Below are 26,799 nucleotides of genomic sequence, written 5' to 3' on the forward strand. Positions count from 1 at the left end.
CCGTGCCCCCGTCGCGGGCCGACGGGCGCGCGACGGGGCACGGCCCGCCGGCGGCTAGGGGGCCGCGGGGGCCGGGGACTGTTCGACGAGGCGGCCGTCGCGCAGTTCCACCACGCGGTCGGCGAGTTCGATCAGGTTGGGGTCGTGCGTGGCGACGAGGACGGTGACCGACTCGCTGCGCACCACCGCGCGCAGCAGTTCCATGATCGACCGGCCTGTTTCGGAGTCGAGTTGGCCCGTGGGCTCGTCCGCGATGATGAGGTCGGGGTCGTTGGCGAGGGCGCGGGCCACCGCCACGCGCTGCTGCTGGCCGCCGGAGAGTTCGCCCGGGCGCTGCTCGGCGTGGTCCGCGAGGCCGACCAGGGCGAGCAGGGTGCGGGCGCGCTCCTCGCGTTCCCGGGCCGGCATGCGGCGCAGCCGCATGGGTACGCCGACGTTCTCCGCGGCGGTCAGGACGGGTATCAGGCCGAAGGACTGGAAGACGAAGCCGATGCGGTCGCGGCGCAGGGCGAGCAGGTCCGGTTCGCCCAGGGCCGCGAGGTCGGTGCCGTCGACGCTGATCCGGCCGGACGTCGGGGTGTCGAGGCCGCCGACGAGGTTCAGCAGGGTCGTCTTGCCGGAGCCCGACCGGCCCTTGAGGGCGGTGAGTTCGCCCCGGCGGACCTCGAAGGACACGCCGCGCAGGGCGTGGACGGCCTGCGCCCCGCTGCCGAAGCTGTGGTGCACGTCGTCCACGACCACGATCGGCGGGCCGTCGGCCTCCCGTGCCGCCGGGACCGTGGCCGTTTCCTGGTGGTCCGTCATCGCCTGTACCCCCCGTTGGGTCGTCCGAGCGGGCGTCCGGGCGGAGCGTCCGGCTCCGGGTCGCGCGCCCCGCTCACATGCCGCTGCAACATTCTGATCGCATTTGCGCATCTGTCGCACCAATCACGCAAGCCCCTTCCGTCCATGGCCCGAATCTGACAACATCGTCCGCTATCCGGTACCTGGGGTCCGGACGGGGGAGGAACTCAACACGTGCTCGGCTTCGTCGTGCGCCGGCTGCGCGGGCGATGGCCGCTCGCCGTCGCCGTGCTGCTCACCGTACTGATCACCGCGACCGCTCTGACCGCGCTGACGGCTTTCACCCGCGGGGTGGGGGAGGAGGGCCTGCGACGGGCCCTGACCGGTCCGGAACAGCCCCGGACCGCCGTCGTGATCACCAGCGGCCATCCCGCCGAGTCCCGCGCCAAGGACGACGACTCCGTCCGCGCCTACGCGGACGAGGTGTTCGGGCGGCTCCCCGTCGCCGCGGAGAGCGTGGCCCGCAGCCGCTCGTACGGGCTTCCCGGCGCCGCCGCCTCCGGCCAGGACGCCGACCTGACCCTCCTCGCCGCCTTCGGCCGGGACCACGTACAGCTGCTCGCCGGCCACTGGCCCGGCCCGGTCACCGCACCGGCCGGGACCGCCGCCGCCCCTGCTTCTGCCGATGCTGCGGCACCGCTGCAGGTCGCCGTGCCGCGCGCCGCCCTCGCCCGCCTCGGCCTCGCCGAGTCCGCCCTGCCCGCACCGGTCCGCCTCGACGACCGGTTCGGCGGCCCCCCGCTCACCGTGCTGGTCACCGGCGTGTACCGGGCCGCCGACCCGGACGCCGGATACTGGCGGCTCGACCCGCTCGGCGGCCGCGAGGTCCAGTCCAGCACCCTTGCCACCTACGGCCCGCTGATGGTGGACGACAGCGCCTTCACCACGGGCGCGCTCCTGCAGAACTACCGCCTCACGCTGCTCACGCCCGATCTGGGCACCCTGCGCACCACCGAGGCCGAGGCGATCCGCGACGCCGCGGAACCGGCCGCCGCCGCCCTGGAGGCCGCCACCTCCCTCCGGACCGCCACCGAACTGCCGAAGGTCCTCGCCGAACTGGACTCCGGCCTGCGCGTCGCCCGCTCGACCGTGATGATGGGCGCCCTCCAGCTCGCCGTCCTGGCCACCGCCGCACTGCTCCTCGTCTCCCACATCGTCACGGTCCGCCAGGAGCCGGAGCGCGTCCTGCTCACCGCCCGCGGCGCCTCCCGCCGCCGGCTCGGCGCCCTGAGCGCGGCCGAGTCCCTGCTGCTCGCCCTGCCCGCCGCCGTCCTGGCGCCGCTGCTGACCCCGCCCCTGCTGCGCCTGTTCAACCGGTTCGGGCCACTCGGGCGGGTCCACCTGGAGATCCCGGACACCTGGCTGGTGTGGCCCGTCGCGGCCGGCTGCGCCCTGGCCTGCGTCCTGCTCACGACCCTGCCGTCCGTCCTGCGCGGCGCCTCGGCCGCCGTACTGCGCCGCGCCGGCAGCCGCCAGGCGGTGGTGACCGGGGCCGCCCGCTCCGGCCTGGACCTGGCCGTGGTGGCCCTCGCCGTCCTCGGCTACCGGCAGCTGTCGCAGTACGGCGGGACGGACGGACCGCCGCCCGCCACCGGCTTCGGCGGCGGGCTCGGCGTGGACCCCGTCCTGGTCGCCGCCCCGGCCCTCGCCCTGTGCGGAGGCACCCTGCTCGTCCTGCGGCTGCTGCCGTTCGCCGCGCGCGCCGCAGGACGCCTGGCCGCGCGCGGCCGGAGCCTGGCCCCGGCCCTGTTCGGCTGGCAGCTCGCCCGCCGCCCCGGCCGAGCCACCGGCCCCGTACTGCTCCTCGTACTCGCCGTCTCCAGCGGCATCCTGGCCCTCGGCCAGGACTCCGCCTGGTCCGCGTCCCAGCGCGACCAGGCCGACTTCGCGACCGCCGGCGGCCTGCGGATCTCCGCGAGCAGCATGCCCGCGATGGGACAGGCCGGACGCTACGGGGCCCTCCCGGGCGGCGACCGCCTGGTCCCGGTGGTCCGCCGCGAGCAGCAACTGCCCGGCGGGATCGTCGCCGACGTCCTCGCCCTCGACGCCGCCAAGGCAGGCGAACGGGTACCGCTCCGCGCCGACCTGCGGGGCGGCCGAGACATGCGCGAACTCTTCGCGCCGCTCACCGACACCGCCGCCCAGGCCCCCGGGGTGGCACTGCCCGGCAACCCGCGCCGGATCGACCTCGATGTGACCGTACGCTCCTCCGGTACCGGCTGGGCCGCAGTCAGCGTGCTGCTGCGCGACCGGTTCGGGGCGGTCCACGGCACGCAGTCGGTCACCCTGCCGGCGGGCGGCGACACCACCCTCGCCTTCCCCCTGGACACCCTGACCGGCGCCCCGGTCGGATCGGCCGCGGCCCCACTGACCCTGGCGGGCCTGCGCCTCTCCTACGCCGGGGACGGCGGCCCGCCCGGCGACGGGAGCGAACTGACGCTGCGCCGCATCGGTGTCTCCGACACCGTCGACGGCGCCGCGGCGGCCGTCCCCGCACCCGCCACCGCCGGCCCGGGCGGCTGGCGGGCGCTGCCCCCGCAGGGGCAGCGCATCCAGCGTGCGCCCGAACCGTCCCCCGTCCCGGCCGGATCCACGGACCTGGCGCGGCTGCGCTACTGGGGCGGGTTCGGCACCGACAGGGGAGTCACCGTCGTACTGTTCCCGACGCCGTCCGCGCCGCCCGCCGACGCGGTCCCGGCCGTCGCCACCACCCGCTACCTGCGCAGCGTGGGCGCCGCCGTCGGCGACACGGTCCCGGTCCCGATGGACGGGGCGACCGTCCCCATGCGGATCACCGCCGCCGTGGACTCCCTCCCCGTGGCCGGACGGACGGCGCTCGCCGCCGACCTGCGCACGCTCGGCCGGTTCCTGCTGGAGGCCGCCGGCCGGCAGCCGGGCCCGCCCACCGAGTGGTGGCTGCCCGCCACCTCGGCCGCGGACCCCGCGCCCGCCCGCGCCGCCGCCGAACTGCGCGCGGGTGTCAGGACCGAGCGCGTCCAACTCCGCGAGGAGATCACCGACCGCCTCCTGGACGACCCGCTGAGCGCCGGCCCGCAGAGCGCCCTGGCCGCCCTCGCCGTCGCCTGCGCGGTCCTGGCGGCCATCGGCTTCGCGACCGCCACGGCCGCCGAACGAAGGGTGCGCGGCCGGGAGTTCTCCGTCCTGCTCGCGCTCGGCACACCGCGCCGGTCCTTGGCCGTGGCGGCCGCCGCCGAGGGCGGCGTGCTGATCCTCGTCGGGACCGCCGTCGGGACCGGGCTGGGCGTGGCCCTCGTCCATCTGATGGCGCCCCTGATCGTGCTGACCCCGTCGGCCGGGCGGCCGTTCCCGCCCGTGCAGGTGGACATGCCGTTCTGGCAGATCCTGCTGACGGCCGCCGCCATCGCCGCCGTACCCCTGCTGTCGGCCGCCTTCAGCGGCCCCCGGGGCCGCGACATCGCCGCCCGGCTGCGCCCCGTGGAGGAGATGTGACCACCCCGCCGTCCGCGACCCCGCCGCCGTCCGACCCCCGGCCGTCGGCCACACCCGCGCCGTCCGCGACCCCGCAGCCCGCGCCGTCCGCCGCGCCGCGGCCCGCGCCGTCCGCCGCGCCGCGGCCCGCGCCGTGGGTGCGGACCCGGCTGCGCGCGGCTCCGCTCGGCACCCTGCTCGCCGCCGCGCTGGCGTTCGTCGCCGTGCTGCTCGCCGCCGCGCTGCCGAGGGCCCAGGACCGCGGCGCCGACCAGGCCCTCAGGTCCTTCCTGAACGACACCGGGCCGACCCGCACCAGCCTCCAGGCGACCGCGCCGGCTCCCGCGTCCGGGCAGAGCGCCCAAGCCCTCGACCAGACGCTGAAGAGCCTGCTCGCCCGCACCGGGAACACCTTCCACGTCGACGCCGAGCAGGTCGTCCACGGCACGCGGACCAACAAGCGGCAGCCGCTGATGAATCCGGAACTGTCCCGCCCGCACCGCCTCCCGCCCGTGATGTCCCTGCTGTACGTCCAACAGGCCCAGGAACACGTCAAGCTGGTGGAGGGGCGCTGGCCGAGCGGCACCCCGCGGCCCGCCGGAGGCGCCGCGTACGATCCGCCGCTCCAGGTCGCCCTGTCACGGCAGGCCGCCGACACCATCGGCGCCCGCGTCGGGTCCGTCCTGGCGAGCGCCCCCCTGGTCGACGGCACGCCGTCCGTGGAGGTCGTGGGCCTCTTCTCGGTCCCGGACGAGACCGACGCCTTCTGGGTGGGCATGGACTGCCTCCCGCGCGCCTGCAAGAAGTTCGCCGGCGACAGCTACCTGTGGGAGGCCGACGCCTTCATCGGGGCCGGCGACCTCGACCGGATGGACCTCTGGGGCCACGACGCCCAGGACTTCTGGCGCCTCCCCGTCGACGTCGACCGCCTGCGGGCCGACCGCCTCGACGCCACGAAGGAGGAGATCGCCTCCCACGTGGCCGGTCCCACCGCCGCCGCCCTCTCGTTCGAAACCCGCCGCGAGCGGCTGCGGACCACCTCATGGCTGCCCGAGCTGTTCGAGCAGGCCCACCAACGCAGGCAGGCTGCGGCTCCGCTCGCGCTCATCGGACCCGCCGGGGTCGGCGGGGTCGCCTTCGTCGTCCTGTGCCTCGCCGGCGCGCTCGCCGCGGACCGGCGCGACGCCGAACTGCGGCTGCTGCTGGCGCGCGGCGGTTCCCGCTCCGCCATCGCCGGCCGGCTCCTCGGGGAGGGCGCCGTCACCGTCCTGCCGGCCGCGGCCGCCGCCACCGCGCTCGCCGTGCTCCTGCTGCCCACCCCACGGCTCGCCCCCGCGCTGCTCTCGGCCGCGACCGTCGCGCTGCTCGCGCTGCTGGCCCTCCCCGTACGGGCGGCCGTGCTGCTGACCCCGCCGCGTCCGCACGGGCGCTGGCGCCGGCCCGTCGCCGAACTGCTCGTCCTCGCCGCCACGGCCGCCGCCGTCCTGGAGGTCCGCCGCCGCGGGGTCGCCCCGGCCGGCAGCGACCCGGACCCGCTGCTCGTCGTGTCCCCGCTGCTGCTCGCCCTGTGCGGGGCGCTGCTGCTGGCCCGGGTCCAGCCGGTGGTGACCGGGTGGTTCGCCCGGGTGGCCGGCCGCCGCCCCGGACTGGTCGGCTTCCTCGGACTCGCCCGGGCCGCCCGCGGCTCCGGTGCCCGCGGCGCGGGCCGCTCCGGCCCGTCGGTCCTGCCGATGGTCGCCCTGCTGCTCGCCATCACCACCGGCGGGTTCGGTGCCGCCGTCCTGCAGTCCGTGGACTCGGGCCGGCTCGGCGTCGCCCGGCTGACGGTCGGCGGCGACGCCTCGATCACGGCCTTCGGCAAGGCGGACCTCCCGGACGGCCTCGCGAAGGCCGCCGGCGAACTGCCCGGCGTACGGACCTCCGTGCCGCTGTGGATCGACCACGACTCGGCCCTCGTCGGCACCGTCCAGCGCTCCAGCCAGGTCAACCTGATCGTCGTCGAGCCGGCCGCCTACGCGGAACTCTCCCGCGTCCTCGGCTGCGGCGCCTTCGACCCCGCCCTGCTGGCCACGGGCGGCGGGGAGTCCGCGGACGCGCCGGTGCCCGCCCTGTTCAGCTCCGGCGTGGCGCGCCTGGGCGGCTCCGGGACCTTCACGATCCAGCCCGGCAACGGCGGCGAGGTGCGGGTCCGGGGCGCCGCCGTGATCGACTGCACCCCGGCGGTCCCGGCCGCGGACGCCGCGACCGTCGTCCTGCCCGCCGGCCGCGCGACCGCCCTGATCGGCGGCTCCGACCGCCCGAACCGGTGGTTCGGCCTCGGCCCCGTCTCCGGGGACCGGCTGCGCGCGCTGGTCCGCTCCGCGCTCCCGCCGGAGTCCGCCGCGCCGTCGCCGTCGCCGTCGCCGGCGCCCTCGCCGTCGCCGACCGCCCGGGTCCCCGCCGAAGGCCGAGGCCAGGCTCCCGAGACGCAACCGGACGACGAGGTGTATCCCGTGCGCACCAGCGCCGACGCCGTCGCCGAGCTGGGCGCCGATCCGCTCCAGCGGTCGGCGGAGCGCCTCTTCTGGGCCTCCGTGGCCGGAGCGGCCGGCTTCGCCCTGCTGGCCGTACTGCTGACGCTGATGCGGACCGTCCCCGAACGCGCGGCGCTGCTGGCCCGGCTGCGCACGATGGGCCTGCGCCGTCGGCAGGGCGTCGCGCTGATCCTCGCCGAGACCCTGCCGCAGACCCTGGCCGCGACGCTCGGCGGGGCCCTGGCGGCCGCCGCCGCGGTGGCGCTGCTGGGTCCGGCGATGGACCTGTCCACCCTGGTCGGCGCGAGCGTGCCGACCGGCATACGGCTCACCGCCGGGCCCGTACTGACCCAGGCCCTGGGCCTGGCCGCCCTGGTCGCCGCGGCCGTGCTCGTCGAGGCGGCGACATCCGGGCGACGGCAGATCACCACCGAGTTGAGAGCGGGAGACCAGCGTTGAACAGCGACCAGCCGACGTACGAGGAGCTGCGCCGCCGGGCGACGGCCGCTGCGGAGCCCCGCACCCCGGCGACGGACGCCGCGATCGCCTGCGACCGCCTGGTCCGGATCTTCAGCACGGACGGCATCGAGGTACAGGCACTCCAGGGGCTGGAGCTGACGGTCGCGCAGGGCGACCTGGTGGCCCTCGTGGGCGCCTCGGGCAGCGGCAAGTCCACCCTCCTGAACATCCTGGCGGGACTCGACGTCCCGACGGCGGGCAGCGCGGCGGTCGCCGGCTACGACCTGCTGGAACTGACGGCCCGGGACCGGCTGCGCTACCGGCGCGAAGCGGTCGGGTTCGTCTTCCAGCAGACGGCCCGCAACCTGCTGCCGTTCCTGACGGCCGCCCAGAACGTGGCCCTTCCGATGCAGTTGAAGGGCGGGGGCGGTCCCCGGCGCGGCGCGGGCGCCCGCCGCACCGCCCGGGTGGCGGAGATCCTGGACGCCCTCGGGATCGGCGACCTGGCGCACCGGCGTCCGGCGGAACTGTCCGGCGGCCAGCAGCAGCGCGTCGCGATCGCCGTGGCGATGGCCAACGACCCCAAGGTGCTCCTGGCCGACGAACCCACCGGCGAACTCGACTCGGAGACGGCCGCGGCCGTCTTCGAGACCTTCCGCACCGTCAACAAGGAACTCGGCGTCACCGTGGTCATCGTGACGCACGACCCCATGGTGGCGGGCGAGGTCCGCCGCACGGTCGCGATCCGCGACGGCCGCACCAGCAGCGAGGTCCTGCGCCGGCTGGTCACCGACGAGCACGGCGAGGAATCCATCAGCGAACGCGAGTACGTCGTCCTGGACCGCTCGGGGCGCGTCCAGCTCCCCCCGAAGTTCCTGGAGGCCCTGGGCATGGAGCACCGGGTGGCGGTCGACCTGGCAACGGACCACATCGAGCTCCGCCCGGACCGCGGCGAGGAGGTCTCCTCCGGATCGCGCGGGGCCCGCGCCGCCGGGCACCCCGCCTGATCCTCCTGATTGCGTCCGGGAGACCCCGTGGTGCTCGGGGCTGCCGGGTACGTCCGGTCCGCGAGGAGCTCCCCCCCGGCCCTGCGGCCCGGGTCCCGGCCCTGCGGCCCGGGTCCCGGCCCTGCGGCCCTCGGCCTTGCGGCCTTGTGGGCCTGCGGCCCTCGGCCTTGCGGCCTTGTGGGCTGTGGGGAGCGCCATGGCACCGGACAGCGCGGGCTCGGCCGCCGTGATCGGGAAGGAGACGGCCGGGCCGACGGGGCCGTCGGGCAACCGGTGCGGGCGGGCGTCCCGGACGGGGCAGGCCGGTCGGACTGCCCATCACGAGGCCCGAGAACCACGGGTGTTCGTCCACCGCCCCCGCCGGGCCCTGCCTCCGGAGTGGCCTCCTGTGCCGGGACCGCTTCTGCCGGGCCTGCGTTCGGCGGGGCTGCCTCGGCGGCAGGGCCGCGGCAGATCCGCGACGGGACGGGAGCACTCCCATGGGGGTCAGCCTGTTGGCCCACTGCGGCCTGACATGCCGTCACACCGCCCCCTACGCTGCAGTGCGCGCATGCTCCGGCAGGCCGGAGCGCGCCGCTGTCGCGACCTCACGTGCCGCCCGGACAGCGCCCGGACCCGTCGGCGAGGTCGCGCCCGACGACGGGCCCGCCCCCGAACCCCGGCCGAAAGGTCTGCCGCCGATGACCCCCCGCACCCTGGGCGGGCCCCCGCCCACCCCCGCCCGACGCCGCCGTGCGCGCTGGGCCCTCCCGCTGGCCGCCGCCCTCCTCCTCGGTCTGGCCGGTCCGCCCGCCACCTCGGCCGCCGCCCCCGTCCCCGCCCCCGTCCGCGGGGAGGTCGGGGACATCGCCGAACACCCGCTGGCCGCCGGCAGCGCGCCGAGCGGCATCGCCACGGGCTCCGACGGCAACCTCTGGTTCAGCCAGACCGGCACCAGGAAGATCGGCCGCCTCACTCCGTCCGGCCAGCTGACCGAGTTCCAGCTGCCCGGCACCGCCAACGACGCGCTCGGAATCACCGCGGGCCCCGACGGAAACCTGTGGTTCACCGACATCAGCGGCCGGATCGGGAAGATCACCACAGCCGGCGCCATCACCGAGTACGACCTGCCCCCGGGCAGCGGCCGGCCCTTCGCCATCACCGCCGGTCCCGACGGCAACCTGTGGTTCACCGAGGACCCCGGCGACCGGATCGGGAAGATCACGACGGCGGGTGCCATCACCCGGTACGCCCTGCCCCACGCGGGCGGCGGTCCGGAGAGCATCGTCACCGGGCCCGACGGCAACCTCTGGTTCACCGAGATCCTCGGCAACCGGATCGGGAGGATCACCACCGGTGGAGCCGTGACCGCGTACGACCTGCCGCATCCCGACAGCGGACCGGACGTCATCACCGCGGGTCCCGACGGAGCGTTGTGGTTCACGGAGCTCTTCGGCAACCGGATCGGGAGGATCACCACGACCGGGACGCTCACCGAGTACGACCTGCCCACCGCCGACAGCGGCCCGGACGGGATCGCCGCCGGCCCCGACGGCAATCTGTGGTTCACCGAGCAGCTCGGGAACGGCATCGGCCGGATCACGCCTTCCGGCCGGTTCGCGCACTACCCGCTGCCCGCCCCCGCGAGCTTCCCGACCCGTATCACCGCCGGTCCCGACGGAGGCATGTGGTTCACCGAGATCGTCGGCGACCGCGTCGGACGTGTCGAGGCCGACGCCGGCCGGCCCAGGGCCGACCTCGCGGTCCGGCTGGACGCGCCGGCCACCGTACGGGAAGGCGAGCAGTACGCCTACACCGTCACGGTGACCAACCACGGGCCCTTCGCCGCGGCGGACGCGGTGGTCACGTTGAACCTGCCGCGCGGGGCGCAGGTCACCGGCACCGCTCCGGCAGCCGACCGCAACGGCACCAACCGGGTGAGCCGCCGGATCGACGCCCTGGGCGCCCGACAGCTGAGGGTCTTCCACGTCACGGTCCGGGCCGCCCAGCGGCCCGTCGTCATCGCGACCGCCGAGGTCGGCTCCCGTACGCCGGACCCGAAGCGGAACAACAACACCGACCGGGCGGTGACCCGGGTGACCCGGCCCTGACCGTTCTCAGTCCACGTCGATGTGGACGCTGGTGGACTTCACGCGGGCGACGGCCCGGACGCCGACGGCGAGTCCGAGCTCCTCGACCGCCTCGCGCGTGAGCAAGGAGACGACCCGGTGCGGACCCGCCTGGATCTCGACCTGGGCGGCGACCTCGCCGAGCGTCACCGCGGTCACGATGCCGGGCAGTGCGTTGCGGGCGGACGTCGCGACCTCGCCGTCGTCCTCGGCGGACTCCCGGGCGAGCTCCACGCAGAACGCGGCCAGGTGCGCGCCCTCCACCATCCGCCGGGTGCCGTCCCGCCGGGTCGGGAAGCGGCCGGCGTCGGCCCAGCGACGGGCGGTGTCGGTGCTGACGCGGAGGAGCCGGGCGGCCTCGCCGATGGTGTAGAGCTGCACCCGGCAACTCTATGCCGCCGCCCGGCCGGGCCGGCCCCGACCAACCAGCTTCTGCGGGGCCCGCGGCCCGACGGCTGCCCCGCGGGGGTCCGCCTCGGTAGGCTGGATCGGCCGGGGCCTGCGACGGGGAGGTACGGGATGGGGATGGGCAACGCCGCCACCGGGCCCGGGCCCGGAGCCGGGCCCCGGACGGGATCCGGCGCCGACCCGGGGCTGTACGGCCCCGCGTCCGTCACCTGGCACTGCCACGGCGACCCGATGATGTGGATCGCCGGGGTCCGCGCCCTCTACCTCCAGGCCCTCCACCCGCGCGCCGTCCGGGGCGTCATGGAGAACTCCGACTTCCGGCGGGACGCCTGGGGCCGGCTGCTGCGTACCGCCGACTTCGTCGGCACCCTCACCTACGGCACCACCGAGGCCGCCGAGCGCGCAGGCGGCCGGGTCCGCGCCATCCACCGCCGGCTGTCCGCCACCGATCCGGCCACCGGCCGCACCTTCCCCGTGGACGACCCCGAGCTGCTGCTGTGGATCCACTGCGCCCAGATCGACAGCTTCCTGCACGTCCTGCGCCGATCGGGGATCGCCCTCACGGCCGCCCAGGCCGACCGCTACGTCGACGAGAACCGCGTCAACGCACGCCTCGTCGGCCTCGACCCGGCCGGCGTCCCCGCCGACACCGCCCAGCTCGCCGCCTACTTCGACAAGGTCCGCCCCGAGCTCGCCGCCGGGCCCGACGCCCTCGCCGTGGACGACTTCCTGCGCGGCCCGCCCGTCCCTCCCCTCCTGGTGCCTGGCCGAAACCTGCTGTGGCGCCCGCTCGCCGGCCTTGCGTACGGTTCCCTCCCGGGCTGGGCGCACCAGCTGTACGGGCGGCCCGCTCCCGCCCCGCGCAGCGTCACCCGGCGCCTGCGCCTCACCGGACGCGTGCTGCGCAGCATTCCCGCAGGTCTGCGCTGGAAGCTGCCGCCAGGTCACATCTTGAAAGCGATGCGCCGCATGGGCCCCGGGAGCCGCCCCTCTCCGTACACACTGCGTACATCAGCGGCCATACTGGACCGGCCGGGGAGGGCGTAGCGCGACAACGGGGGCGACTTTAAGACATGGCGGAGTCCAGACTGATCCAGGGCCGGTACCGGTCGCTCGATCTGATCGGGCGCGGCGGCATGGGCGAGGTATGGCGCGCCCGGGACGAATCGCTGGGCCGGCAGGTCGCCGTGAAGTGCCTCAAGCCGATCGGTGCCGATCAGGACGCCCACTTCACGCAGGTGCTGCGCGAGCGCTTCCGGCGTGAGGCGCGCGTGGCCGCCTCCCTCCAGCACCGGGGCGTCACCGTCGTGCACGACTTCGGCGACGACAGCGCCGCCGGCGGCCCCCTCTACCTCGTCATGGAGCTGCTCGAAGGCCGCAACCTGAGCCAGCTCATGGAGGACAACGAGACCCGCCCCCTCCCCGTGGACGTGGTCGTCGACATCGCCGAGCAGATGGCCGCGGCCCTCGGCTACACCCACGACCAGGGCGTCGTCCACCGGGACCTGAAGCCGGCCAACATCATGCGGCTCGTCGACGGCACCGTGAAGATCTGCGACTTCGGCATCGCCCGGCTCGCGCACGACATCGGCTTCACCGCCAAGCTGACCGGCGGCGGCATGGCCATGGGCACCCCGCACTACATGTCGCCCGAGCAGATCGCGGGCGGCGAGGTCGACCACCGCAGCGACCTCTACTCCCTCGGCTGCGTCCTGTACGAGATCGCCACCGGCGCCCCGCCCTTCGACCTCGGCGACTCCTGGTCGGTGCTCATCGGCCACCGCGACACCGCGCCCGTGCCCCTGCGTGAGCACCGTCCCGAGCTGCCCCCGTACTTCGAACAGGTGGTCCTGGACCTGCTCGCCAAGTGCCCCGACGAGCGCCCGCAGGACGCCCGGCACGTGCACCGCAGGCTCGTCGAGTCCCGGCTCGGCCCCGGCGGGCTGCCCGGCGCCCTCGCCCCCCTCCCGGCCTGGGCCCGCGGCATGACCGCCGGCCGCAAGGCCGGCATCGAAGCGCGCCCGGCGAGCGGCGAGTGGGCCGTGCTCACCGGCTCCTGGACGGCCGTGCGCGCCGGCGGCGAACAGCCCTTCCCGCGCGCCGGCGACCGGCGGCACGGCACCATCGTGCGCCCCGCGCCCGCCGAGGACCCGCGGCTGACCGCCGCGTACGGGTTCCCGCGCCCGGCCGGCCCGCGCGAGAACGGCCCCGACGCACTCGCGGCCGGCCACGCCCGCGCCCACGCCCTCAGCCGCGCGGGCCGCCCCGAGGAGGCCCTCTCGGTGTACACGTCCGTGGCCGACGGGCGCGCCCGGGTCCTCGGCCCGGACCACGCCGACACCCTCGCCTCCCGCCAGGAGGCGGCGTACGAGCTGGGCCGCCTCGGCCGCCACGAGGAGGCCCACGACGTGTATCGCGCGGTGCTCGCCGCCCGCGAGCGGACCGTGGGGCAGCTCCACCCCGACACCCTGCGCTGCCGCCACAACCTGGCCTGCGCCCTGCGGGCGCTGGGCCGGTACGCGGAGGCCCACACCACGGCCGTCGCGGTCGCCGCGGACCGCGCGGCCGTCCTGGGAGCCGAGCACGTCGACACCCTGCTGACCCGCTACGAGGCGGCGTACCTGCTCGGCCGCCTCGACCGCTGGCAGGAGGCACTGGCCGGCTTCCGCGACGTCGCCGCGGCACGGGAACGGGTCCTCGGCCGCGACCACCCCGACACCCTGGCCGCCCGCTACGAGGTCGGCATCGCCCTGGGCCGCACCGGAGGCAGCACCCAGGCCCTCGACCTGTTCCGGGCCCTGGTCCGCGACCGCACCCGCGCCTACGGGGCGACCGACCCGGAGACGCTGCGCGCCCGGCACGTCCTCGGCGTCAACCTGGGCCGCCTGGACCGCTGGGAGGAGGCGGTGGCCGAGGCCCGCCAGGTGGCCGCCGTACGGGCCGAGGTGCTCGGCACCGAACACGCGGACACCCTGGTCAGCCGGCGGGAACTGGCCGTCGGCCTGGGCCGGCTGGGCCGCTGGGACGAGGCCCTCCCGATCTACCGGGACCTGTCCGGCATCCGCGAACGGTCGCTGGGCGACGAGCACCCCGAGACGGTGCTGGCCCACGCCGACGAGGCCCACTGTCTGGAGCGGCTCGGCCAGGTGTGCTACCAAGAGCCATGACGACCTTCGGGCGGGACGTGTACGACGATGTGATCGTGGGCGGCGGGCACAACGGTCTGGTGGCGGCCGCCTACCTGGCCCGGGCGGGCCGCTCGGTGCTGGTACTGGAGCGGCTCGGGAACACCGGCGGCGCGGCGATCTCCAGCAGACCCTTCGTGGGCGTCGACGCCCGCCTCTCGCGCTACTCGTACCTGGTCTCCCTGCTGCCCGACAAGATCGTGCGCGACCTGGAGCTGAGCTTCGCCGTACGCCGGCGCACGGTGTCCTCGTACACGCCGACCGAGCGCGACGGGCGGCCCGGCGGGCTGCTCGTCGGCGGCGGCGAGGAGCGCACCCGGGCGTCCTTCGCCCGACTGACGGGCTCGGACCGGGAGTACGACAGCTGGCGCGCCTTCTACGAAACCACCGGGCGGGTGGCCCGCAAGGTGTTCCCGACCCTGACCGAGCCGCTGCCCACGCGGGCGGAGCTGCGGACCCGGATCGACGACGAGGCCGCGTGGCGGATGCTGTTCGAGGAGCCGCTGGGGCAGGCGGTGGAACGGCACTTCGACGACGACCTGGTCCGCGGGGTGGTCCTGACGGACGGCCTCATCGGCACCTTCGCGGACGCCCACGACCCCTCGCTGGCGCAGAACCGGTGCTTCCTCTACCACGTCATCGGCGGCGGGACGGGTGACTGGGACGTGCCGGTCGGCGGCATGGGCGCCCTGACGGACGCCCTGGCGGCGGCCGCGACCAAGGCGGGGGCGGAGATCGCCACCGGCCACGAAGTGCTGCGGATCGACACCGACGGGGTCAATCCGGCCGAGGTGGTGTTCCGTACGGCGACCGGCGAAGGCCGGGTCGTCGGCCGCACGGTGCTGGTGAACGCCTCGCCGAAGGCGCTGGCCGAACTCCTCGGCGAGCCCCCGGCCGAGGACCCGGCGACGGCACCCGAGGGCGCCCAGCTGAAGGTCAACATGCTGCTGCGCCGGCTGCCCCGGCTGCGGGACACCGCCGTCGACCCGCGCGAGGCGTTCGGCGGGACCTTCCACATCGCCGAGGGGTACGAGCAGCTCGCCCGGGCCTACGCGGAAGCCGCCGCGGGGGAACTGCCGTCCGTACCGCCCTCGGAGATCTACTGCCATTCGCTGGCCGACCCGACGATCCTCGGGCCGGAACTGGTCGAGCAGGGCTACCAGACGCTCACCCTCTTCGGCCTGCACACCCCGGCCCGCCTCTTCGGGCACGACAACCAGCAGGCCCGCGAGGTGCTGCTGACCGCCACCCTCGCCCAACTCGACGCACACCTGGCCGAGCCGCTCACCGACTGCCTGGCCTTCGACGCGGACGGCCGGCCCTGCATCGAGGCGAAGACCCCGCTGGACCTTGAGCGCGAACTGCGCCTGCCCGGCGGCCACATCTTCCACCGCGACCTGTCCTGGCCCCACGCGGACGGGGGCGGCGGCCGGTGGGGCGTGGAGACGGCCCACCGCAACGTCCTGCTGTGCGGCGCGGGCGCGATCCGCGGCGGCGGCGTCAGCGGGGTCCCCGGCCACAACGCGGCGATGGCGGTGCTCGGCCGCTAGAGGCCGTCCCGAACCGGCCGAGGCGGCGGGCCCGTCGGCGTGCCTACGCGGCGGGCTCGATCACCACGATCGGGATCTCCCGGTCGGTCTTGGCCTGGTACTCGTCGTAGGCGGGCCAGTGCCCCACCATCACCGGCCAGTACGCGGCGCGCTCCTCGGCGTCCGCGGTGCGCGCCGTGCCCTGGAGGATTCGCGGCCCGACCTGGATGCGGACCTGCGGGTTCGCGCTCAGGTTGCGGAACCACAGGGGGTGCTCGTCGGAGCCGCCCTTGGAGGCGACGAGCAGGTAGCGGCCGTCGGCCTCGCCGTAGATGAGGGGCGTGCGCACGGGGTTGCCGGAGATGCGGCCGACGGTGGTGAGCAGAAGGGTCTGGGTGCCGTTCCAGTGGTGGCCCTCGGTACCGCCGGAGGCCACGTACTGCTTGACGTGCTCCAACTGCCAGCTCCCGGCCCGGGGGTCGGTCGGGTGGTCCCAGTCGATTCCGGTCGTCATACGGTGTCGCCTGCCTTCGTGTCGAACGGTCAACGAACCTCACCAACGAGTGCCAACGCCCGCGGACGCGCCGTCGATTCCCGCCGGAAGGGTGAACCCGTCGAAGAGGCCGTCCATCGCCCGGTGCGCCAACCCGGTCGGTGTGGCGCGGACGGCGAGGTCGCGCAGGGCCGCGGCGAGGGGGTGGGCGGCGGCGGCGACGCGGCCCGCGCGGCGGGCCCGGACGCGGATGGCGTCGGTGCGGGCGCAGCGGGCCGCGCTGTAGGCGGCGAGGGCCTGCGGTACGCCTCCGGGCCCGGCGCCGTCCAGCAGGTGGGCGAGGACCACGGCGTCCTCGACGGCCTGGCACCCGCCCTGCCCCAGGTTCGGCGTCATGGCGTGGGCGGCGTCGCCGAGCCAGGCCAGGCGCCCGTGGTGGAAGCGGGGGAGCGGGGCCGCGAGGTCGTAGAGGTCGTGCTGGAGCACGGCCGCCGGGTCGATCCGCTGGAGCAGGGCCGGGATCGGGTCGTGCCAGGTGCCGTAGCGGTGCAGGAGTTCGGCGCGGACGTCTGCGGGCCGGTATCCCTCGGGGGCGACGGCGGTGGCGTAGAGGTAGGTCCTCCCGTCGGCGAGCGGGACGGTGCCGAAGCGCTCGCCGCGGCCCCAGGTCTCCGCGGTCGCCGCCCCGGCCGGGCTCGCGGCGGCCGGCAGGACGGTGCGCCAGGCGGTCTCCCCGCTGTGGCGCAGCCCCGGGTGGTCCGGGAAGTAGCGGCGGCGCAGCGGGCTGTGGATGCCGTCCGCGGCGACCACGAGGTCGGCAGAGCCGTCGAGGTCGCCGGCCGAGGTCCGCACCACCGGGAAGCCGTCGGCGCCGTCCACGGTGGTGACCTCGACGCCGTGGCGGACCGTTCCGGCGGGGAGGGCCGCGGTCAGGGCGTCGGCGAGGGCCGAGCGGTGCAGGGCGAGCGGCGGGCCGCCGTAGCGTGCGGCCAGGGCCGCGGTGTCGGCGCGGCTCAGCCAGCGGCCGTCGGGGCGGCGCAGTCCCATGGCGGCCGGCAGGGCGCGGCCCGCCGCCCCGCCGATGTCGAAGCCGATGGCGTCGAAGGCGCGCAGGGCGTTGGGGGCGAGGACGATCCCGGCGCCGGCGGACGCCGGGCCGGGGGCCCGCTCGCACACGGTCACCCGCCAGCCCTTGCGGTGCAGGGCCAGGGCCGCGGTGAGCCCGCCGATCCCCGCCCCCGCGACGACGGCGTGACGCTGAACTGCCGACATGACGGATCCCTGCCCTCCTCCAGGCCTCTACATCTGTAGAGGGTGAACGGTTTTACTCTACAGCTGTAGAGTTGCCGGATGTCCACCCCTCCCCCTGCTGATCGCAGAACGCTGATCGCCGACACCGCGATCGGCCTCGTCGCCGCCGCCGGCCTCCGGGGTCTGACCCACCGCGCGGTCGACGCGGCCGCGGGGCTGCCCGCGGGCAGTACCTCGTACTACTTCCGTACGAGGACGGCCCTGATCGCGGCCTGCTACCAGCGGCTGGCCGAGCTGGACCTCGCGGACGTGGACGACGGCGCCGCCCCCGGGTCCGCCGCCCCGCCCGCCACCGCGGTGGCGCCGGACCGGGACGCGGCCGCGGCCGCGCTGGCCGCGCTGCTGTACCGCTGGCTGACCGCGGGGCGCGAGCGCCAGCTGGCCCGCTTCGAACTCAGCCTGGAGGCGGCCCGCAACCCGGAACTGCAGGACGACCTGCACCGGGCGGGGCGGGGGGCCCGTGCCCGGGCCGCGGGCGTCGCCGCCGCGCTCGGCTCCGACCGGCCCGACGAGGCCGCCGAACTGCTCGTCGCCTGGACCGAAGGACTTCTCTACGACCGGCTGGCAGGCGCCCTCGCCCGCTCCCGCCCCGCCCCCGACCTGGCCGAACTGACCGGCGTCGCCCGCAGGATGCTCGCCGCGGTCCTGGCGGACCCGGCCTGATGCACCGGCCTGACGCGGAAGAGCCCCGCCGCACCGGGGGATGTGGCGGCGGGGCTCTTCCATCGGTACGCACCGGCGGGATCAAGGCGGGAGGGCCGGTGCGTTCCTCCTGGTGGAGTGTGCACACGCTACGCCCGCGGTGGCTGAAAATACACCCCTTCGTATGGCTTGAATCGGAGGCTCGTTGGGGTCAGGATTTTCTGTTCAGGCACCGCCCGGAGTCCGCGCCCACGCCTGCTCGAACATCTCGTGCAGCGGCGCCGTCGGCAGCAGCCGGGTGAACGGCGCGAGGACGTCTCCGCGCCACAGCGGCGACGCCAGGTGGCTCGCCAGCTTCACGGTCTCCAGCGGCAGGTGAGGGGTCTTCAGCTCGGTCCACTCCCCGGGCAGGAAAACCGTCCGCCCTGCCCGCGCCCGCTTCGCCTCCACCACCGCGCCCGTGGCGAGGAGTTCCGCCCGCGCCGTCGTGTGCTGCTTGGCCGACCAGCCGTTCCACCGCCGCACGTTGCGGTCGGTGGGCGCGGCCAGCGTCGCCAACTGGAGGTACAGCGCCGCCGCGTCGGCGCCGGTCCCGAGCTCCCCGGCCACCCGCGCCACCAGCTCCGGACAGGACTGACGCGGGTCCGCCTCGTACGCGCCGACCGCCACCGCCCCCGAGCCCGCGCGGCGCATCATGCGCTCCAGCCCGCCGCCGGCCAGCAGCAGCGCCGCCCGGTCCACCGCGTCGGCGAGCCCGGTGATCGCGCGGATCCGGTCCCGCACCCCGGGGTCGTGGGCCCGGGCCGGACGCAGGAAGGCGGCACCGCCGGGCGCGCACACCACCAGCGGACCGCAGTCGTACGCCGTCACCGGCGGCTTCCCGTTCTCCTCGCGCTGGTCCTCCACCACCGGCAGCCGCTCGGGCCCGAACCGCTCCGCGATCGGCACCGTGCTGTCCGCGACGATCCCGCCGCGCAGCGCCAGCAGCAGTTCCGGCCGGTCCAGTTCGGCCCGCAGCCGCTCGTACACATCCACCGCACCCGCCACCGCGGGATCCCCGACGGGCCGGTCCGTCCACGCCCACACCAGCGCGCTCGCGACCGTTTCGACCGGCAGACCCACCTGCGTGCCGCGCGGCAGTTCCGTCCCGGCCGGGGGGACCGCCCGGACCTCCACCCTGCCGTACCGGGAGGCCGCCAGTTCCCAGCCGGCCGCCTCCACGGTCGCGTCCGCGGCGGCCCCGTAGCCGCCGGCCAGCCGCCGGGCCCACACCTCCGACAGTCCGAGGTCCGCCTCCAGGGCGTCCGCCGCCTCGTCGTGCACCGCCGACCCGGTCCCGAGCAACTCCCGCCACACCCCGGCCATCCGCTCCACGGCCGCCTCGACCCCGCCCGGCCGCCACAGCTGCTCCGGATCCGCGGGCAGGGCCGCCGCCAGCACGGCACGCCGGCCCGCGGCCCCCAACCGCTCGCGCAGCACCTCGTACGACTCGGCCGTCATCGGCGTCGCCCGGTACGGGGCCCTGCGGGCCAGGGCGCGCTGCTCGTCCCGGTCCGGGCGGCCGACGAGACCGGCCACCACCAGCCGGGCCACGGCCGCGCGCACGCCGGTCAGTTCGGCGAAGCGTGCCGCCGCCGACTCCGGGAGCGGCACCGGACCGTGCGCGTCGACCGCGGCCACCAGGGCGCGCAGCCGGGCGGCGTCGTCCCGGTCCACGGTGACGAGCCGCGCCTGCGCGCCCGCGGCCGGCACCGGATCCAGGCCCTGCGGGCCGTCGGCGGCGGGCGCCACGAACCAGCACTGCGACCCGCCCGCCCGAACGGGCGCGGACGCGACCGCGGTCCCGGTGTCCCGCAGTCGGTCCAGCACCTCGGCCGGTGCCCGGCCCACCCACCACCTGCCGCCCGCACGTGCGACGGGCTGGTCCGCCCAGGTGTCCAGGAGCGCCAGCAGGGCGGCCCGCTCCCCGTCCGGCGTCGGCGCCACCGCCGCCCGCCACGCGGCGGCGTCGATCGAGCCCAGCAGCTGTGACCAGTCGTGCGGCGGCGTCGGCGGCGAGAGCCGCCGCACCTCCTCCACGATCGTCCCCGCCAGGCAGGCGCCGTCGGCGGCGAGCGCGCCCAGCGTCGCCGGCAGGGCCACGTCCGCGGTACGCCGCCACGCGCCGCCCCCGCCGTTCGCGACCAGCCCGAACAGCGCCGGCATCAGCTCGGTGTCCGGTGCCGTGCGGCGCGGCAGGGCCGCGGGCCCCGCCAGCAGCAGGCCCACGCGCCGGTGCAGGGCGCGCCGCCGCTCCTCCACCCGGGCGGCCCGCGCGGCCACCGCCGCCACGGCCTCGACCAGCACCGGGTCGGTGACGTCCGGCAACTCCCGGGCCACGGCCGCCCGCAGCGCGCCCGGACCGTCGAGGGCCGCCTCCAGCAGCGCCTGCGCCGCCGCGGCCCCCACCGTCCGCAGCGCCCGGGAGCTCGCGGCGTCCCGGGTGCGCAGCAGGTACCAGAAGGCCGGCGGCAGCGCCGCGCCCCCCGACACCGTGACCCGGCGGGTCGCGGTGCCCCGCGACTGCCCGGGCTTGGGGTGCCCGTCCAGCTCCCACAGCAGCACCCCGTCGGCCGCGTAGGCGCGCACGCCCGTGAAGGTCTGCGCCTCGGCGAGGACCACGTCCTGCGCCGCGCCCTCCGGCGGGGCCCACAGCCCCCACGGCTGCTGGCCGGGCCGGTCGATGTCGAAGCGGGCGCTGCGCCCGTCCACGCTCTCCACCGCATAGTGGTCGGGCGCCGGATCGCGGTGCCCCGTACGGAAGAGGACGCGGGTCCCGACCAGGCCGTCGCGGCTGCCCAGCGGGGAGCCGGGCAGCCCCGCGGGCAGCGGCGCCAGCTGGAGGGCCTCCACGTCGAGGGCCATGCCGGCCTCGGACGGCTCCGCGGCCGGGTCGGGGTTCGCGGCCCGTCCGGGGAAGTCGGGCAGCGCGGCAGCGCCCCGTACTTCCCCGGTGACCGGGTCGACGAGCTCCCAGGGGCGCCGCCCGAAGACGGCGTTGGTCCAGATCCGTGAGCCGTCGCCGAGCTGCAGCTCGTCCCGGTCGATGCCCTCACGGCCGCCCGGGCGCAGCACCCGGTGGCCGCCGTGCCGCCCGCCGCCGTCGGCCGTCTCGAACTGGAAGCCGTACGCGCCGTCCAGGCTGCCGCCGCACGCCACCAGCCCGCCCGTCTCGTCCGGCGTGAACGGCTCGTCGGGGCGGTCGGCCCAGAAGGCGACGTCGCAGTGGTAGCGGTTCCCGGCTGTCCAGCTCACCAGGAAGGAGCCTCCCACGTAGTGCACCGCGTGCATCGTCGCCTCCTCGGGCACCGTGAACCGGCAGGAGCCGCGCACCCCGTCGGGGTCGACGGCGACCGCCCGGTCCCGCCCGAACACCGTGAGCACCGGCCAGGTCGAGGTCATCCCGGCCACCCCGGGCAGCACCGCGTCCACCTCCTCGGCACCGGGCTCCGCCGCGAACTGCGCGTACACGGACTCCAGGGCCGGCCAGGCCAGTTCCTCCGGCAGACCGGCCGCCAGCGAGCGCCGCAGCGCTCCCGCAGCGCCCGCCCCGGCCAGGGCGTCGCCGATCCCGCCGAGCGCCGACACCGTCGGCCGGTCCAGCAGGACCTCCAGCTCGGCCACGGCCTCCTCGGCCCCCGCCATGCCGCCGCCCGCGACCGTGTCGACGAGCTTGCCGACGCGTACGGCCACCCCCTGGGCGATGCCCTCGTTGCCCGGCAGCAGCGTCACCGCCGACCCGGCCCGGCGCACGGTTCCCGCCGGCCACCGGGGCCTCAGCCCCGCGTGGACGGTCCCCTCCAGCCGGGGGCCGAACACCGGGTCCGCGGCGAGCGCGGCGAGGTCCCGGCGGGAGTCCGTTCCCCAGAAGCGCATCCGGACCTCCGGCCCCGGATCGACGACCGGGACTCCGGCTGCGAGGCACGCGTCCAGCACGTCCGCGTCGAAGCCCTGGTAGTGGTGCCGGGTGGTGTGCACCGTGACCGGGGCGCCCGCCGCCCGCAGCCGCGGCCCCAACCGGCCCACCAGGTCGAGGAATTCCGGCGGGAGCGGCTGGCGGGCCACGCCGCCGCCCGACTGCGCCGCGTACTGGTACATGCGGACGAAGTCGCCGACCCACCGGTGCAGGCCGCCCTCCGGGACCACCCGCCCGGCCTCCATCGACTCCGTCGCACCGCACGCGACGAGCAGCCGCAGCCACGCCCCGCCGTCGGTGGCGCCGTCGGGGAAGACCTCCACCAGCCCCGCGGCCACGGTGTCCGCCGGCGGATGCGCCGCCAGGATCGGGGCGGCGGCCGTCAGCAGCGCGTCCGGCACCGACTTCTTCCGGGTGACCGACAAGATCGCGCCCACCAGCCGGGCGACCTCCTCGGTCCCGAGCCCGGCGGTCTTCGCGGAGGCCCGTACCCGCCGCACCAGGTCCGCCGGGAGGTCCGCCGCCGAGCCGGCCCACGCGGTCAGGAACACCTCCAAGGCCGTGTGCGCCGCGGCCGGATCCAGCGTCTCGGCGAGGAACCGCTGATGCGCCCCGAACTCCTTCGCCGGCATGGCACCGCCCTTGGCGAACAGCAGGGCGTTGGCCCGGCGGTAGGCGGCGTCCACCGGCAGTCCGTGGCGGTCCTCCGCCGCCCGGGCCGCCGCGTAGGCCCGGCCGCCCGGGCGGCTCCCGCGGCCGATCAGCCGGTGGCCCACGGTGTCGAAGAACCACGGCAGGTGGGCGGGCGGCAGCCGGCGCGCCCGCGCCGTCATCGTGTCGAGGAACCGGCCCGGCTTGGCATAGGACCGGTTGAGTTCGGCGTCCATGGCCTCGATCAGGTCGCGTGCCGCCTGGGCGGCGCCCGGATCGTGCGCCGCGACCCAGTCGGCGTAGGTGGTCGAGCGGTGCGTGCCGGCGGTGGGCAACAGGGCGTCGAGCGAGGCGATCATGTCCTGGATCGTCGCACGCGCCACCGACAGGGCGGCGCGGGAGGCGTGCCGCCGCCGAACGCGGCGCCGGTTCTAGGATCCCGTCATGATCGCTGAACTGCAGTGCGTGGTCCTGGACTGTCCCGAGCCGCGGGTGCTCGCCGCCTTCTACCGGTCGCTGCTCGGCGGCAACGTCGACCAGCCGGACCGGCGTTGGTCCCTCGACGAGGACTGGGCGACGCTCCACACGCCGTCCGGTGCGGTGCTCGCCTTCCAGCGTGCGGCGGACCACGTGCCCCCGAGCTGGCCGGACCCCGTCCGGCCGCAGCAGTTCCACCTCGATCTGGGCGTTGCGGACCTGGACCGGGCGCAGGAGGAGGTGTTCGCGGCCGGCGGGACCCTGCTCGACGGATCGGACGGACGCGGCTGGCGGGTGTACGCGGATCCGGCGGGGCACCCCTTCTGCCTCGTACGGCACTGATCCGCCGGTCCGCTCAGTCCGCGGACCTGGTCCAGCCGACGGCCTCGACGCGGGCCGCGTCGTCGGGCCGGTCCTCCGCGAACAGCAGCCGGGCCGGTTCCGCCACGCGCACGACGTCCACGTACACCCCCCGGCCGACATAGCGGCCCGTGGCGGTGTGGCGGAACCGCAGCCGTACCTCGCGGCCGGCCCATGCGGCGGTGAGGGGGGCCTCCAGGCGGTGCCAGATGCGTCCGGACCAGCCGCCGACCGAACCCCGCGGCCAGTCCTCCGCGGCGCCGCCGGTGGAGCGCACCGTGGTGAACGGCAGCGGTGCCCAGTCCACCCCGTCCGGCGAGGCCTCCAGGTGCAGGGCGCCCTCGCCGGGCACGGTGTCCCACCACACGGCGCAGCGCAGCCGGGCGGCGGCCGTGGCCGGGGTGAGCGGGGGCAGGGTGAGGGTGCCCGAGCCGCCGGGAGCGGTCCCCGAGAACCAGGCCGCGCCGCCGTGCCGGGTGCGGACGGGGACGGCGCGCGCGAAGCGGTTGCCGACGGCCACCCGCGGGGCACTGCCGGCCCGCCAGGTCCGCACGGGGTGGACGGAGTTGCCCAGCAGGATCAGGAAGGAGTCGGTGGAGGGGTCGAGGACGAGGGAGGTACCGGTGAAGCCGGTGTGGCCGGCCGAGTGCGGGGTGGCCATGGCTCCCATGTACCAGTGCTGGTAGAGCTCGAAGCCGAGGCCGTGGTCGTCGCCGGGGAAGGCCGTGTTGTAGTCGGTGAAGAGCAGTTCGACGGAGGCGGGGCGCAGGATGCGCCGGCCCGCGTAGGCGCCGCCGTCGAGGAGGGTCCGGGCCAGGACGGCCAGGTCCCAGGCGGTGCCGAAGACACCGGCGTGGCCCGCCACCCCGCCCAGGGCGTAGGCGTTCTCGTCGTGGACCTCGCCCCACACCAGGCCGCGGTCCAGGCCGGACCACGGCGGGCGCTGCACCTCCGTGGCCGCGGTGACCCGGCGCCAGGAGAGCGGTGGGTTGTACCGCGTGCGGTGCATGCCGAGCGGAGCGGTGATCTCGTCGTGGAGCAGGACGTCCAGAGTGCGGCCGGTGATCCGTTCCAGGAGCAGTTGCAGCGCGATCAGGTTGAGGTCGGAGTAGCGGTAGACGGTCCCCGGGGTCTCCTGCGGCCGGACCGACCACAGCAGCCGCAGCCGGCCCTCGCGCGTGGACTCCTGGTAGAAGGGCGCCCACGAGCGCAGCCCCGAGGTGTGCGTGAGCAGTTGGCGGACCGTGATGGCCTCCTTGCCGCCGCCGGTGAACTCCGGGAGGTGGCGGCGCACCGGCGCCTCCAGCTCCAGGCGTCCCCGCTCCATCTGCTGCACGGCCAGGATGGAGGTGAACAGCTTGGTCAGGGAGGCCAGGTCGAAGACGGTGTCCTCGGCCATGGCGATCCGCTCGGCCGCGGGGAACTCCCGGACCCGGTCGGTCCGTCCGTCGTACTCCGCGTACCGGACGGCGTGCCCCATGGCCCGGTGCAGGGCGACGGTGCGGCCGCGCCCGGCGAGGACCACCGCCCCCGCGTAGTACGGGTGCTCGGGGGAGGGGCCCAGGAACCGGCGGGCCTCGTCCGCCACCGCCTCCAGGTGCTTCTCCAGCAGCCCGGCCTGGCGCGCGGACCCGTACCGCAGGCGCAGCCCCTGCAGGGCGCGCCGTTCGGCCGGGCCGCCCGAAGCGCCCGCCGCTCCGGGGAGTGCGGCGTGCAGGACGAGCACCCCGCCGAGCGCGAGCAGCCGCGCCCCGAGCCGCCGCCGGCTCAGTGCCCGCCCGGGCAGCTCGCGCACACCGTCACGCTCCTGCTCCTGCTCCTGTCGCGGCTCCCGCTCCCGCTCCCGCTCCCGCCCGTGCTCCGGCTGCCGCACGCGGCCGTCGCGGTGTGCGGGCTCCGCGCCGGACCCGCCGCCGCGCGGTCGCCCGCTGCCGGTGCCGCCCGTGCGCTCCCTGCGCCCCGTACCGGCCTCCGCCACCGCTTCGGCCCCCGTGTCCGCTGCCATGTCCAGCCCTCCTCGTCCGCCACCGGAAACCCGCAGCCCGCGCCCGAAGTCCCTTCCGCAGGGGAGCCGCCCGGCCCCGCGCCGGTGCGGCCGGGCCCCGGCACCCGCCGGGCGCGCCGCGGGTGAGCGGGCCCCGGGCCTCCTGAATCCGCCGGGCGTGCCGCAGGCTATTGGGTATCTGCCCGCACCTCGGTCACCCTCCCCACCGACCGGGCCGTAAAGAATCTGACACTGCATCAGAAAATCTCTTCCCTCGGCCGCCGGGCTGCGGCATCCTGCCGCCCATGGAGACGGAGCTGAGCAGGAAACTGGGAGTCGAGCACGCCATCTTCGGCTTCACGCCCTTCCCCGCGGTCGCCGCCGCGATCACCCGGGCGGGCGGGTTCGGCGTGCTCGGCGCGGTCCGCTACACCGCGCCCGACGACCTGGCGCGCGACCTCGACTGGATGCAGGCGCACACCGACGGCAAGCCCTACGGCCTCGACGTCGTCATGCCCGCCAAAAAGGCCGTCGACGGCATCGGCGAAGCCGACATCGAGGCGATGATCCCGGCCGCGCACCGCGCCTTCGTCCGCGACACCCTCGCCAAACACCACGTGCCCGAGCTCGCCGAGGGCGAGGCTTCCGGCTGGCGCATCACCGGCTGGATGGAGCAGGTCGCCCGCAACCAGCTCGACGTCGCCTTCGACTACCCGATCAAACTCCTGGCGAACGCCCTCGGTTCCCCGCCCGCCGACGTCATCGCCCGCGCCCACGACCACGACGTCCTCGTGGCCGCCCTCGCCGGCAGCGCCAAACACGCCCGCCGCCACGCCGAAGCCGGCATCGACGTCGTCGTCGCGCAGGGCTACGAGGCCGGCGGCCACACCGGCGACATCGCCACCATGGTCCTCGTACCGGAGATCGTCGAGGCCGTCGCACCGCTCCCGGTCCTCGCCGCCGGCGGCATCGGCAGCGGTGAGCAGATCGCCGCCGGCCTCGCCCTCGGCGCCCAGGGCGCCTGGCTCGGCTCCCTCTGGCTCACCACCACCGAGGCCGACCTCCACTCCCGCGCCCTCACCGACAAGCTGCTCGCGGCCGGCTCCGGCGACACCGTCCGCTCCCGCGCCCTCACCGGCAAGCCCGCCCGCCAGCTGCGCACCGAGTGGACCGACGCCTGGGACGACCCGGAGGGCCCCGGCGCCCTCCCCATGCCGCTCCAGGGCCTCCTCGTCGCCGAGGCCGTCTCCCGCATCCAGAAGTACGAGGTCCTGCCGCTCCTCGGCACACCCGTCGGCCAGATCGTCGGCCGGATGAACAGCGAACGCAGCGTCCAGGCCGTCTTCGACGAGCTCACCGGCGGCTTCGAGAAGGCGATCGACCGCATCAACCGCATCGCCGGCCGCATCCGAGAGGCGTGAGCG

The 26,799-nt window shown here is 76.2% G+C and carries 16 protein-coding genes; 10 read left to right on the top strand and 6 right to left on the bottom strand.

Features of this window, described 5'->3' with window-relative positions:
- Nucleotides 1–54: 54 nt before the first annotated feature.
- On the bottom strand, nucleotides 55–804 hold the full coding sequence (locus AVW11_RS16245; RefSeq protein ID WP_076044365.1) for an ABC transporter ATP-binding protein: 750 nt from the start codon (nucleotides 802–804) through the stop codon (nucleotides 55–57).
- A gap of 213 nt (nucleotides 805–1,017) precedes the next feature.
- On the opposite strand from AVW11_RS16245, the gene AVW11_RS16250 reads away from it, so the two are divergent.
- From AVW11_RS16250 to AVW11_RS37410, 4 genes are all read left to right on the top strand, one after another.
- Nucleotides 1,018–4,314, top strand: a complete 3,297-nt coding sequence (locus AVW11_RS16250) for an ABC transporter permease (RefSeq protein WP_076044367.1) — start codon at nucleotides 1,018–1,020, stop codon at nucleotides 4,312–4,314.
- Nucleotides 4,311–7,265, top strand: coding sequence for a hypothetical protein (locus AVW11_RS16255; protein ID WP_076044369.1), 2,955 nt, complete (start codon nucleotides 4,311–4,313; stop codon nucleotides 7,263–7,265). The genes AVW11_RS16250 and AVW11_RS16255 overlap by 4 nt, the downstream gene beginning before the upstream one ends.
- Nucleotides 7,262–8,272 (top strand): ABC transporter ATP-binding protein, encoded by a 1,011-nt coding sequence (locus tag AVW11_RS16260; protein ID WP_060180287.1) that lies wholly within the window; start codon nucleotides 7,262–7,264, stop codon nucleotides 8,270–8,272. Before AVW11_RS16255 ends, AVW11_RS16260 begins: the two co-directional genes overlap by 4 nt.
- A gap of 680 nt (nucleotides 8,273–8,952) precedes the next feature.
- Nucleotides 8,953–10,362, top strand: coding sequence for a virginiamycin B lyase family protein (locus AVW11_RS37410; RefSeq protein ID WP_076044371.1), 1,410 nt, complete (start codon nucleotides 8,953–8,955; stop codon nucleotides 10,360–10,362).
- A gap of 6 nt (nucleotides 10,363–10,368) precedes the next feature.
- On the opposite strand, the gene AVW11_RS16270 is transcribed toward AVW11_RS37410, so the two are convergent.
- Nucleotides 10,369–10,761 carry a TOBE domain-containing protein gene (locus AVW11_RS16270; RefSeq protein WP_030848774.1) on the bottom strand — a complete coding sequence of 131 codons (393 nt, stop codon included), beginning with the start codon at nucleotides 10,759–10,761 and terminating at the stop codon, nucleotides 10,369–10,371.
- Between the two features lie 144 nt (nucleotides 10,762–10,905).
- Between AVW11_RS16270 and AVW11_RS16275 the strand changes: the two genes are divergently transcribed.
- Genes AVW11_RS16275 through AVW11_RS16285 form a run of 3 tightly spaced genes read left to right on the top strand, consistent with a single transcriptional unit; the run spans nucleotide 10,906 to nucleotide 15,523 of the window.
- Nucleotides 10,906–11,835 carry an oxygenase MpaB family protein gene (locus AVW11_RS16275; protein WP_060179795.1) on the top strand — a complete coding sequence of 310 codons (930 nt, stop codon included), beginning with the start codon at nucleotides 10,906–10,908 and terminating at the stop codon, nucleotides 11,833–11,835.
- 26 nt (nucleotides 11,836–11,861) lie between these two features.
- Complete coding sequence (locus AVW11_RS16280) at nucleotides 11,862–13,955, top strand: serine/threonine-protein kinase (RefSeq protein WP_076044373.1); 2,094 nt, start codon at nucleotides 11,862–11,864, stop codon at nucleotides 13,953–13,955.
- Nucleotides 13,952–15,523, top strand: a complete 1,572-nt coding sequence (locus tag AVW11_RS16285; protein WP_076044375.1) for a phytoene desaturase family protein — start codon at nucleotides 13,952–13,954, stop codon at nucleotides 15,521–15,523. Before AVW11_RS16280 ends, AVW11_RS16285 begins: the two co-directional genes overlap by 4 nt.
- 43 nt (nucleotides 15,524–15,566) lie before the next feature.
- Here the strand turns inward: AVW11_RS16285 and AVW11_RS16290 are convergent, their stop codons facing one another.
- Both AVW11_RS16290 and AVW11_RS16295 read right to left on the bottom strand, forming a co-directional pair.
- On the bottom strand, nucleotides 15,567–16,016 hold the full coding sequence (locus AVW11_RS16290) for a nitroreductase family deazaflavin-dependent oxidoreductase (RefSeq protein WP_030848758.1): 450 nt from the start codon (nucleotides 16,014–16,016) through the stop codon (nucleotides 15,567–15,569).
- A 39-nt stretch (nucleotides 16,017–16,055) separates the two neighbouring features.
- Nucleotides 16,056–17,267: an FAD-dependent monooxygenase gene (locus AVW11_RS16295; RefSeq protein WP_076044377.1), complete on the bottom strand. Its 1,212-nt coding sequence runs from the start codon at nucleotides 17,265–17,267 to the stop codon at nucleotides 16,056–16,058.
- Between the two features lie 78 nt (nucleotides 17,268–17,345).
- Here AVW11_RS16295 and AVW11_RS16300 point away from each other — a divergent pair, with 78 nt between their 5' ends.
- Nucleotides 17,346–17,969, top strand: a complete 624-nt coding sequence (locus tag AVW11_RS16300; protein WP_030848744.1) for a TetR/AcrR family transcriptional regulator — start codon at nucleotides 17,346–17,348, stop codon at nucleotides 17,967–17,969.
- 204 nt (nucleotides 17,970–18,173) lie between these two features.
- On the opposite strand, the gene AVW11_RS16305 is transcribed toward AVW11_RS16300, so the two are convergent.
- Nucleotides 18,174–22,913 carry a hypothetical protein gene (locus AVW11_RS16305; protein ID WP_076044379.1) on the bottom strand — a complete coding sequence of 1,580 codons (4,740 nt, stop codon included), beginning with the start codon at nucleotides 22,911–22,913 and terminating at the stop codon, nucleotides 18,174–18,176.
- An 85-nt stretch (nucleotides 22,914–22,998) separates the two neighbouring features.
- Here AVW11_RS16305 and AVW11_RS16310 point away from each other — a divergent pair, with 85 nt between their 5' ends.
- Complete coding sequence (locus AVW11_RS16310; RefSeq protein ID WP_076044381.1) at nucleotides 22,999–23,373, top strand: VOC family protein; 375 nt, start codon at nucleotides 22,999–23,001, stop codon at nucleotides 23,371–23,373.
- A gap of 13 nt (nucleotides 23,374–23,386) precedes the next feature.
- Here the strand turns inward: AVW11_RS16310 and AVW11_RS16315 are convergent, their stop codons facing one another.
- A complete protein-coding gene (locus AVW11_RS16315; protein WP_079250646.1) occupies nucleotides 23,387–25,396 on the bottom strand; it encodes a serine hydrolase domain-containing protein in 2,010 nt (669 codons plus the stop codon).
- A gap of 284 nt (nucleotides 25,397–25,680) precedes the next feature.
- Here AVW11_RS16315 and AVW11_RS16325 point away from each other — a divergent pair, with 284 nt between their 5' ends.
- Nucleotides 25,681–26,796 carry a nitronate monooxygenase gene (locus AVW11_RS16325; protein ID WP_060179773.1) on the top strand — a complete coding sequence of 372 codons (1,116 nt, stop codon included), beginning with the start codon at nucleotides 25,681–25,683 and terminating at the stop codon, nucleotides 26,794–26,796.
- Nucleotides 26,797–26,799 lie beyond the last annotated feature (3 nt).

The sequence above is a fragment of the Streptomyces amritsarensis genome, from assembly GCF_001953875.1.
In the GTDB taxonomy this organism is placed as follows: Bacteria; Actinomycetota; Actinomycetes; order Streptomycetales; family Streptomycetaceae; genus Streptomyces; species Streptomyces amritsarensis.